Raw genomic sequence first — 10,183 nt, 5'->3', positions numbered from 1 at the left:
GCAAATTCTGTCTCATAAGCATCAGAAATATCTGGTAAATGACTTTCCTGATAATTTCCTTTTAACAGCTTTTGATAAACTGAATAAACATGGTCTGTCAGCGTCACGTATAAATACTCCTGAACAGGAAAATGATAATTATCAACTAATCGATCAATCATATTGTAAGTGACTGTTAAGATATCAAGTGGAATATTTTTCAAAAGCGTTAAAAAGTTTTCTTTTGATTCTTCTGTTCTTAAAGAAAAAATCTTTTCAACTTTGTTTGGTGCGATTAAGTCACCTTTTTTCTTATGAAAAACAATTCCTAATCCCATAACGACAGCTTGTTGCCCTTGTTCATCCTTAACTAAGGCAACATTATTGTTGAGCGCTTGTACAATCCGAAACATTTGACCCCTCCCCAGTGGTTTTTAGACAATAAAAAACCACAAACAAACTAGAATCCTCCCTTCTAGGTCATTTGCGGTCTTGCCTAATGTCTTAGTTACAATCCACTCTATTAATTTCTACGGTTATAATATAACACACAATTTTTATTTTGTAAACCCTTTCTTGTTTATTTTTTTGAGTTTTTTGTTTATTTTTAAACATTTTCAAAAAATAGTAATAGAAAAAGATTTCTCATCAGTTTCCTCAGATGGCACAAAAGTAACCTGACGTTTATCTTCTAAAATATCACTTTCATCAAGCGACGTTGACAAGCCGCTCCACGGCTCTAGAGCAATAAAAGGGCTCTTATTGACGGTTGACCATAAAATCAAATTTGGAAAATCTTCAAAATCCAAACGCAATCCTTTATCGTGTTTATGAGATTTCAAAGAAACGCTGCGTGAAGCTAATTGATCTAAGGTAATCGCATCTTTGGCAAACAAAGCATAATCCAAATTTAGAATGTTTTGCTTTTCTAAAAATGGCGTACGCTTATTCACATCAAGAAGCCCTGTTTCTGGAAAAGATTCTGGAACAGTACAAGTTTCCTCTTTTTCAAATTCGAGATAATAATCTTCATAACACTCATCAGCAAGCAATGGGCAATTAAACCCAGGGTGTCCTCCAATAAAATAAGGCATGACCTTTTCTGTCTCGCGATTGGTCACTTGGTAACTTGTTTTAATTGTCTTTCCAATCAAAGTGTAAATGATTTTCAACTCAAAATCATAAGGATAATTTGCCAACATTTCCGCATCAGGGGTGATTGAAAAAGCAAGGCTATTTTCAGATAATGGTTCATAAGTAAAAGTCTTCTTACGCACCAAACCATGTCGCGGTATCACACCTGTAAAATGGGGACGGCTACTAGGACGATAAATAGCTTCATCATCACGTAAGCTCCCACAAATCGGAAATAATACTGGTGCTTGTGAACTCCAATACTCTGGATTTCCTTGCCACAAATATTCGACACCGTCTTTATCTTTTACGGATGACAAAGCGCCACCAAATTCCTTAAACTGAACTGTTAAAAAATCATTTTTTAATTCAATAACCATTATTTTCTCCTAAATAAAATGAGAATGAACAGCCTCATAACTGCCATTCTCATCACGCGTAAAAACAAAATAATAAAAGAAGCTTTAGTGAGTTAGATTAGATGTAAAAATGCTAATGATATTATCTAATTAGTCTAGTTTCCGATAGTTGCTTATACCAATATGCACTCTTCTTTGGGTAACGTTGTTGAGTATCAAAATCAACATAAAACAGACCGTAGCGTTTATTATAGCCGTTAGCCCATGAGAAAACGTCCATCAATGACCAAAGGAAGTATCCTTGAACGTTAGCCCCTTCCTCAATAGTCTGTGCAATGGCTTCTAAATGCCCTTTGATATATTCAATACGCGGCTGATCATCAATCGTTCCATCAACGAAATCATCTTTATAGCCCATGCCATTCTCCGTAATATAAAGTTTTTTATAATTCGGATAATCTCGCACGATCCGCATAATCATATCATAAAGTCCCTGCGGATAGATTAGCCAATCCCAGTCGGTTCTTGGAATATCCATATCAAATTTATATTCTCCAATACCTTTGAAAGCATATAAAGATGTTCCCTTTTCACCAGTACCGTTAAGGTTGATATCGTTTTCACCTTCATAATACTCAACAAAGGTACTCTGATAGTAGTTGATTCCTAAGAAATCAAGTAAAGGCGCTGCTGCTTTTAATTCTTCTAGATCTCCATCATAAACGGTGTAAGTTTTATTATTTTGAGACAGAACAGATGCTACAATTTCATCTGTTTCTGGTGATAATTCTCCCAAAAATGTTCTGTCTAGCAAGAAGCGATTTGACATTGTATCATCTTTTTTGGCAGCCAATCTATCCCTTTCATCTTCTGGATTATATGGATAGCGTTGTTCTAAAATGTGAATAATGCCGATTTCACCATTTAAATCCATCTTTTTATATTCAAGAACAGCACGCGCATGAGCTACCATCATATTGTGCATAGATTGCACCATCTTGCCATTTTCAAAACGCTCATTTGGTGGAAACTTGCCAAGTAAATACTGTCCCGCAGCTACAGATAGAATTTCGTTAAATGTAATCCAATAGTTGACCTCATTTCCATACTCTTCAAAACAGAATTTAGCAAAATTGACGAAATGATCGACATTCTCTCGGTTTAGAAAATCTCCATTATCAAACAAAACTTCTGGTGTATCAAAATGATGAAGAGTGACGAATGGTTCAACATGATGTTTATGACACTCTGCAATTAAATCATGATAGAAAGCAACACCTTTTGGATTGATTTCACCAAAACCTTTTGGAAAAATACGCGACCAAGCAATCGAAATCCGAATACCATTTAATCCAAAGCGTTCCGATAATTCTAAATCAATAGGATATTTATGATAAAAATCGCTAGCGGGATCACCAGTATAGCGCTCCTCTTTTGCTAGATAAGTATCCCAGGCTACACGACCTTTGCCATCTTCTTGAGTAGCTCCTTCTGCTTGATAAGCAGCCGTAGCTCCTCCTAAAATAAAATTTTCTGGTAACTGTTTCATAATAATCAGACCTTCTAATCTTCAAATTGTTTCATTACATACTCAAGAGAACCTTTCGGATCACGAGTCAAATTGATGTATTCCATACCTTCAGTCTTAGTCAATTTAATACCAAGGCGATCTGTATCTTTCTTAATATCTTGGTAGTTTGAAGCAACTTGTGGCGCCAGAATAACCAAGTCATAGTCTTTTAACATATCTTGATGAGCACCATAAGCTCCTGCTGCTGATGAAATATCAACATTATATTCTTTCGCAGCCTTGTTTAAAGCATTTGAGAGCAAACCACTGGTACCACCACCAGCACAAAGAACAAGAACTTTCTTGCTAAAGTTATCTGAAGTTTGAATAGCCTCTGATACGACTGGTTCTTTTTTCACTTCTGTAGCTTTTTCAACAACTGGTTCTACAGCTGTTTGTGTTTTAGTATCCGATACTGCTTGAGCATCAGCTGCCGCTTCTTGAGCCAAAATTTGATTGTCATATACTTTAAAGAATGGGTAATAAACAAGAGTGTCAATCACAATCAAAACCACTGCTAAAACAAATGACATTCCTGCAAATCCTGTTCCTAGAATTAGACCTAAGGGACCTGGTGTCGTCCATGGCAAAACATAAGAGAAGCTGTTCATCCCCAAAACTTCAACAAAGAATTTGAAAATCCAAACGTTGAGAATAGGTGCAGCAATAAATGGAACAAAGAATACTGGATTCAAAACAAGTGGTGCACCAAACAAAATTGGTTCATTAACACCAAAGGAAGTAGGCACAACTGCCGCACGCCCTATAGCTTTATTTTGTTTTGACTTCGCTAAAAGCATAAACATATATGGAACAACTAAAGTCGCACCAGTACCACCCATCGTTGCTACAAAATATTGCAAACCTGGTGTGATGATATTAGTAGCCTGTTGTCCTGCATCAAGAAGTGCCAAGTTTTTATCAATGTTGATAAGTGCAATAGCAGATATTGCTGGTTCTACAATAGAAGGACCATGAATTCCGATAAACCAGAACATTGCCATGGCACCATAGATAATAGCAATACCAAGATAACCATCCGCAGCAGTAAATAGTGGTTGGAATAATTGAATAACTGCCTGTGCAAAGTTAATACCAACAACTTGACGAATCACTAAATCAATAGCATACATGATGAGAATAGCTGCTGAAAGAGGGAAAATATCTTTGAAAGTTTGTGCAATATTCGGTGGAACTTCCGATGGCATTTTTATTGTGATGTTACGTTTAATAAAGAAATTATAAACATTAACAGTGATAAAAGCTGCAACAAACGCAGAAAGCAAACCAGATGTTCCTAAATAGCTACTTCCAAAACCACCGTCTATAGAATCCGAAGAAAGAAGTAGGAAACCAACAATTGCTGTAATCAATGTTGCGATATTATTGATTTGGTTTGTTGCCGGTAGATCACGGTTAAAAGAATCCGTTAGATTTTTAGCCGTCGTTCCAGCTACTAACATTCCCAAAATTCCCATTGAATAATTGTAGGGCTTAACAATAAGTGCAGTCACTTCATCACTCCAGTAAAATCCCCAAATATTAGGAACATAGGCAATAAGCATAAAGATACTTGAAAAGATTATAATCGGCATACCCGCAATGAAACCATCTTTAATTGCCCGTAAATATTTGTTCCTAGAAACCTTTTCAAAGAATGGTTTCATTTTTTCGATTTGATTAACCAAGCCATTCATGAGCTTTCTCCCCTAATCTTTTTTATAAATATTAATTAAATGATGAATTAAGTCTTTAAGTAAGACTGTTGTCATAAGATGATCTTGCCCGTGCATCATAATCAGCCCCAATGCAATATCTTCACCCGAAGCTTCTTTTGCCAACATGTCTGTCTGACTATTATGAGCAGCCACAAGAACTTTATTAGCTTCTTCAATCATTTCTTCTGCTTCATCAAACCTACCTTCTTCAGCAAGGTTTAATGCATCTAGCATTTTTGAACGTGCGTCGCCAGCTAATGCTACAATTTCAAAACCTAACATAGTTACTTCTTCTTTATTCATTCTAATAGCTCCTTCCTATTCCTATAAATTTTCGTCATTAAAAAGCATATTGAAGTGCAAAAAGAGACCATTACATTGTTGTAGTGTTTGATAGTCTCTTGTTTTGCGGTTTCGCCTAATCAAATAGTCACGATCCACTTTATAAAATAGTAAAATTTTATCACCTTCTTACACTTTCTCACTCCATGAGCTAGCTGTTTTAGCAAGAACAGCATTCAGTTCTTCAATATTCTTACGTCCTTGTGTTCTTAACCATTCACGCGCTGCGGCTTCGCCTTCTTCGATATACACTTGTACAGAGCCAGCCCAAGTAGCACGTCCGCAAAGGACACCGTTGAATTTAGCACCTGATTCAGCCGCAAAGGCTAAAGTTTCTTGGAAAAGTTTAGCTGAAACACCTGCGCTAAGATAGATATATGGTAAATGACTTGCTGCTTCTTGGTCTTTGAAAGCTTTAGCAGCTTCTTCTTTAGTGTAAACCACTTCACCGTCCGCAAAACCTTCAACATATTTCATGTTGACAGGAACTTCAACCTTGAGCACATCAATACCAAAGCGGTCGTCAGAGAAAACTTTCATGGCTTCGTTAACTTTGTGAGGTTTTACTTTGGCAAATGCTGCGCTTGTATTGTCAGTGATGTTTTCATCATAAGTCAAAATCTCAAGGAAGAATGGCATATTTTCAGCTTTACATTCATCACCAATACGTTCAATGTAAGCTTGTTTTTGAAGATTAACGTATTCATCACCATCAACATCATAATAAAGCAAGAATTTCACTGCATCAGCTCCTTCTTCTTTAAGACGTTTAGCAGACCATTCGACCAAGCAATCTGGCAAGCGGCTAGTTGTTGTCGCATCATAACCTGTTTTTTCATAAGCAAGCAAAAGTCCAGCATTCGCATCACGAACCTTACTTGCTGGCAAACCATACTCAGGGTCAAGAAGAATAGATGACGCATACGGTGTCAATTCTTCTGAAACCAAGGCTTTCAATTGTTCGATTTGTTCAACACTTGGTTCTTCTGTTTGATAGTTTGCCATCATACGTTTTAGTGCTCCACGTTGGTCAAATGCCAAAGCAGAAATCACGCCATCACGGCTAAGCTTCTCAAGTAATCTGCGTTTTTCTTGTGTTAATACCATTTTTTCTTATACCTCTTCTACCTGAATTTGATTAAATAAGTTTTCGTAATTTGTCATATTGACATGACCTGTCATTTTTTCTTGAGCGTTTAGCATACCAAGGGCATTCGCATGACGTAAGAAATCTTTGTCGGAAAGGTTATGGATAATCGCTGACGCAATACCAGCCACCGTTGAATCACCAGAACCAACAGGATTGACCACATCGATTTTTGGAATGGTAACGCGGTAATAGTGGTCACCGTGTTTCGCAAAAGCTCCTTTGCTGCCTAGTGAAACAACCACCCAATCAATCCCTGCAAATAAATCAGCTTGCAAGATTTCTTTTAAGTCATTCACATCATCGCTCACTTCTCTTCCAACAAGTTGTGATAATTCTTCTGTGTTTGGCTTGATAACAAACGGTTTGTCGTCACCTGTTAAAACAGCTTCCAGAGCCTCACCAGAACAATCTAGCACCACTTTTTTGCCTTGCGAATTAGCAAGTCCAATAACTTTTTGATAATAATCCGTTTCAAGACCAGCTGGAAGACTTCCTGAAATCGTGATGACATCATACGACGGGCAAAGATAGCGAAAATGATTAAGAAAACCATCTGCCTCATCTGGGTCAATCATGGGACCAGCTTCTAAAATTTCTGTTTGCAATCCGTCATGTAAAATCGCAATGCAATTACGCGTTTCACCATGAATCTTAAAAAAGCGGTGATTAATCTGACTTTTATCTAATTGCTCTGTCAAAAAATCGCCTAACTTTCCACCGATAAACCCAGTTGCTGTAACATGGTCGCCTATTTCTGATAACACTCGAGTGACATTCAAGCCCTTGCCGCCTGCGGTTTTTTTAACCTCAGTGACACGGTTTACAGTATCTAGTTTTAAATCATCCAGCGGGTAAGAAATGTCAATCGATGGATTCAATGTTACGGTAAGAATCATCTTATTGTCTCCTAGTCATGATATTCGCCGCGATCCCATTTTTCAAGAAATTCATCAAAGAAATCTGGTGAACTTTGCTCTTCATTAACTGTTTCCACAGCTGCAATTTTTTCAATTAAAGCTTTATTTTCTGCTGTTGGTTTGTACTCAGCCTTGATGAAGGCTTCGATAATATCACACATCAACAATTCACCAGTGATTTTACCACCAAAACCGATGACATTCGCATTCAATTCTTCTTTGGCATAAATAGCAGTTGTCATGTCACGCACCAAAGCTGAACGAATACCTGGAACTTTGTTAACAGAGTTGTTAATGCCAACACCTGTACCGCAAATACAAACACCTAAATCTGCTTGTCCACTTGTCACTGCTTCTCCGACTTTTTTACCAAAAATCGGGTAGTGTGTACGTGTGTGATCGTAAGTTCCACAATCAATGACCTCATAACCTTTTGATTTCAAGAAATCTGACACTGCCATTTTTTCTGTTGTTACGATATGGTCACATCCAATTGCAATTTTCATTTTATCTTCCTCGTTCCTAACACATTTTATTCAACATATCGACACGGATTTGGTGACGACCACCATCATAATGACCTTCCAAAAATCCTTTGACAATATTTTTAGCTAATCCAACTCCCACAATTTCTGACCCCATTGTAATCATACGAGCATTATTGTGGGCACGTGTCATGTAAGCAGAACGTTCATCAGAAACTTCTGCACAAATCATACCTTTGACCTTAGTTGCTGTCATAAAACTTCCAGCACCATAAGCATCAATCATAATGCCAAGATTACCTTCAGTGGTATTGACACCTGCTGCAACTGCAAGTGTATTGTCTACAAAATCTTTATCAACATCTGAAACGTCCTTGATGTCATAGTCATTTTCAAGCAAGTAATCCTTAATAATATTTTTTAAAGTTTCACCTGCAGCATCTGAACCAAGAATAATTGTCATTTTAACACCTCAAATTTTTCTTTTTTATCTAGATAATTTTTAAAAACGTTTTTTTATGTTTATATAATAAATCCAAAACAAACATTTGTCAACACATTTGTTTAATAATTTTTAAAATTATTTGTTGTTTTGTGTTTGTTTTGCATTTTAAAACCTTTCAGAAAAGCCTTGAAATCGGTAATTTTCAGCTATGTTACAAAAGTGTTTCAAAATGTTTCTTTTTTTTCTTATTTGTTGAGTTAGTTCTTTGTTTGTGATATGATAGTGACAAGGAAAAAAGAAAAGAAAGGAGATTGACATGCTGAAAAAAGAACGCCTTCAGTGGATTCTCGAAAAAATCAACGTCAAAGGTGTTATTACAGTTAACGACATCATTAAAGAGCTTGGTGTTTCTGATATGACTGTTCGTCGTGACCTTGACGAGTTAGACAAAGAAGGTTTGTTGATTCGTATCCATGGTGGCGCACAAAGTATTGATACACCAAAAGTAAAACCCAAATACGAAAAATCAAACACAGAGAAACAAGAATTACAAATCGAAGAAAAACGTGCCATTGCTAAATTTGCAAGCACTTTAATCCAAGAAGGCGAGACTATCTTTATTGGTCCTGGAACAACATTAGAACATTTTGCTCACGAACTTGTTTCTAAAAACATTCGCGTTGTCACAAATAGTTTGCCTGTGTTCACTATTTTGAACCAAAATAAAAGCACCGATTTAATCTTAACCGGTGGCGAATATCGCGATATTACAGGCGCATTTGTTGGTTCACTGACTGCTAATTATTTGCAAAACCTAAAATTCTCAAAAGCCTTTGTCAGTGCTAACGGTGTCTTTGGTGATTCTGTCGCTACTTACAGCGAAAGCGAAGGCGAAATTCAACGCATTGCGCTTGATAATGCCTTTAAAAAATTCTTACTCGTTGACCATGAAAAATTTGACAAGTATGATTTTTATGATTTCTACCAAATTAGCAAAATTGATCACCTTGTCACTGATGCAGATCTTTCAGAAGAGGCTAAAGAAAAATTTGGTCAATTAACTGATATCATGGTCGCTGACGAATAAATTTAGACAATAAAAAGTTACTTATCATTTGGTAAGTAACTTTATTTTATGATGAAAACCCCAAAAAGCCCTACGTCGTTAGACGTAAGGCTTTTTGGGTTGTATTCTAGAAGAGTTCTGTTTTGGATAGCGTTAAATTAGCGAATAGCTGCCTCCGTTTCTGGGTCAAAGAAGTGACCTTTAGCAACATTCAATGTCAATTCCACTTTTGAACCTGGTTGGTAAACATCACGCGCATCCGCACGAGCAACAAGTTCAGTGTTACCTACTTTAACGTAAAGCATTGTTTCAGCACCGAGCAATTCAGAAACAGTAACTTCAGCTTCAAGAGTTGCTCCTGGGTATGTTTCACGAGCAAGTGGGTTGTTTGAGATATCTTCTGGACGGATACCGAAGATGACTTTTTTACCATTGTAACCTTTAGTTTCAAGTAATTTCTTTTGACCTTCTGGCAAAGTAATTGTGAAACCTGAGTCGCTAACCAAGGTATTATCTTTGACTGTTCCTTCAAAGAAGTTCATGGCTGGACTTCCGATGAAACCAGCAACGAATTTGTTAGCTGGACGGTTGTAAAGTTCTTGTGGTGTACCAATTTGTTCAACGCGACCGATTGTTCCTGAACCGTCAGGGTTTTTAGTAGAACTCATGATAACAATACGGTCAGCAAGTGTCATGGCTTCTGTTTGGTCGTGAGTAACGTAGATTGTTGTTGAACCGATACGACGGTGAATTTTAGCAATTTCAGCACGCATTGACACACGAAGTTTGGCATCCAAGTTTGACAAAGGTTCGTCCATCAAGAATACTTTGGCATCACGCACGATAGCACGACCCATGGCAACACGTTGACGTTGACCACCTGAAAGGTCAGCAGGTTTACGTTGAAGGAATTCTGTCAAGCCAAGAATTTGTGCGGCTTCACGAACACGTTTATCGATTTCATCTTTTTTGTATTTTCTAAGTTTTAGACCAAATGCCATGTTATCATAAACAGTCA

The 10,183-nt window shown here is 37.1% G+C and carries 11 protein-coding genes; 1 reads left to right on the top strand and 10 read right to left on the bottom strand.

Going from position 1 to position 10,183, the window contains the following annotated elements:
• The 9 genes from B4D49_RS04390 to lacA form a co-directional block, all read right to left on the bottom strand.
• A partial coding sequence (locus tag B4D49_RS04390; protein WP_286783366.1) for a CAT RNA binding domain-containing protein occupies positions 1-392 on the bottom strand: 392 nt, incomplete at its 3' end.
• A gap of 204 nt (positions 393-596) precedes the next feature.
• Positions 597-1,493, bottom strand: coding sequence for an aldose 1-epimerase family protein (locus B4D49_RS04385; protein WP_286783365.1), 897 nt, complete (start codon positions 1,491-1,493; stop codon positions 597-599).
• A 121-nt stretch (positions 1,494-1,614) separates the two neighbouring features.
• On the bottom strand, positions 1,615-3,021 hold the full coding sequence (gene lacG / locus B4D49_RS04380) for a 6-phospho-beta-galactosidase (protein WP_132868880.1): 1,407 nt from the start codon (positions 3,019-3,021) through the stop codon (positions 1,615-1,617).
• A gap of 14 nt (positions 3,022-3,035) precedes the next feature.
• Positions 3,036-4,739 carry a lactose-specific PTS transporter subunit EIIC gene (locus tag B4D49_RS04375; protein ID WP_132868881.1) on the bottom strand — a complete coding sequence of 568 codons (1,704 nt, stop codon included), beginning with the start codon at positions 4,737-4,739 and terminating at the stop codon, positions 3,036-3,038.
• A 12-nt stretch (positions 4,740-4,751) separates the two neighbouring features.
• Positions 4,752-5,063 carry a PTS lactose/cellobiose transporter subunit IIA gene (locus B4D49_RS04370; protein ID WP_132868882.1) on the bottom strand — a complete coding sequence of 104 codons (312 nt, stop codon included), beginning with the start codon at positions 5,061-5,063 and terminating at the stop codon, positions 4,752-4,754.
• Positions 5,064-5,231: 168 nt separating this feature from the next.
• Entirely contained in the window at positions 5,232-6,209 is a 978-nt protein-coding gene (lacD, locus tag B4D49_RS04365) for a tagatose-bisphosphate aldolase (RefSeq protein ID WP_286783364.1), read from the bottom strand.
• 6 nt (positions 6,210-6,215) lie between these two features.
• On the bottom strand, positions 6,216-7,148 hold the full coding sequence (locus B4D49_RS04360) for a tagatose-6-phosphate kinase (RefSeq protein WP_286783363.1): 933 nt from the start codon (positions 7,146-7,148) through the stop codon (positions 6,216-6,218).
• 11 nt (positions 7,149-7,159) lie between these two features.
• Positions 7,160-7,675: a galactose-6-phosphate isomerase subunit LacB gene (gene lacB / locus B4D49_RS04355; protein WP_074561207.1), complete on the bottom strand. Its 516-nt coding sequence runs from the start codon at positions 7,673-7,675 to the stop codon at positions 7,160-7,162.
• A 16-nt stretch (positions 7,676-7,691) separates the two neighbouring features.
• Positions 7,692-8,117 (bottom strand): galactose-6-phosphate isomerase subunit LacA, encoded by a 426-nt coding sequence (gene lacA, locus B4D49_RS04350; RefSeq protein ID WP_132868886.1) that lies wholly within the window; start codon positions 8,115-8,117, stop codon positions 7,692-7,694.
• 298 nt (positions 8,118-8,415) lie between these two features.
• Between lacA and B4D49_RS04345 the strand changes: the two genes are divergently transcribed.
• On the top strand, positions 8,416-9,186 hold the full coding sequence (locus B4D49_RS04345) for a DeoR/GlpR family DNA-binding transcription regulator (protein WP_286783362.1): 771 nt from the start codon (positions 8,416-8,418) through the stop codon (positions 9,184-9,186).
• A gap of 137 nt (positions 9,187-9,323) precedes the next feature.
• Here the strand turns inward: B4D49_RS04345 and B4D49_RS04340 are convergent.
• Positions 9,324-10,183, bottom strand: an 860-nt coding sequence (locus tag B4D49_RS04340; RefSeq protein WP_286783361.1) for an ABC transporter ATP-binding protein, incomplete at its 5' end; no start/stop codon positions are given.

The sequence above is a fragment of the Streptococcus sp. UBA4344 genome, assembly GCF_002393675.1.
In the GTDB taxonomy this organism is placed as follows: domain Bacteria; phylum Bacillota; class Bacilli; order Lactobacillales; family Streptococcaceae; genus Streptococcus; species Streptococcus vicugnae.
This window is presented reverse-complemented; position numbering and strand designations above follow the sequence as displayed.

Coding starts and splice junctions, on each gene's coding strand:
- B4D49_RS04385 (WP_286783365.1), bottom strand. CDS start 1,493: ATGGTTATTGAATTAAAAAATGATTTTTTAACAGTTCAGTTTAAGGAA.
- lacG (WP_132868880.1), bottom strand. CDS start 3,021: ATGAAACAGTTACCAGAAAATTTTATTTTAGGAGGAGCTACGGCTGCT.
- B4D49_RS04375 (WP_132868881.1), bottom strand. CDS start 4,739: ATGAATGGCTTGGTTAATCAAATCGAAAAAATGAAACCATTCTTTGAA.
- B4D49_RS04370 (WP_132868882.1), bottom strand. CDS start 5,063: ATGAATAAAGAAGAAGTAACTATGTTAGGTTTTGAAATTGTAGCATTA.
- lacD (WP_286783364.1), bottom strand. CDS start 6,209: ATGGTATTAACACAAGAAAAACGCAGATTACTTGAGAAGCTTAGCCGT.
- B4D49_RS04360 (WP_286783363.1), bottom strand. CDS start 7,148: ATGATTCTTACCGTAACATTGAATCCATCGATTGACATTTCTTACCCG.
- lacB (WP_074561207.1), bottom strand. CDS start 7,675: ATGAAAATTGCAATTGGATGTGACCATATCGTAACAACAGAAAAAATG.
- lacA (WP_132868886.1), bottom strand. CDS start 8,117: ATGACAATTATTCTTGGTTCAGATGCTGCAGGTGAAACTTTAAAAAAT.
- B4D49_RS04345 (WP_286783362.1), top strand. CDS start 8,416: ATGCTGAAAAAAGAACGCCTTCAGTGGATTCTCGAAAAAATCAACGTC.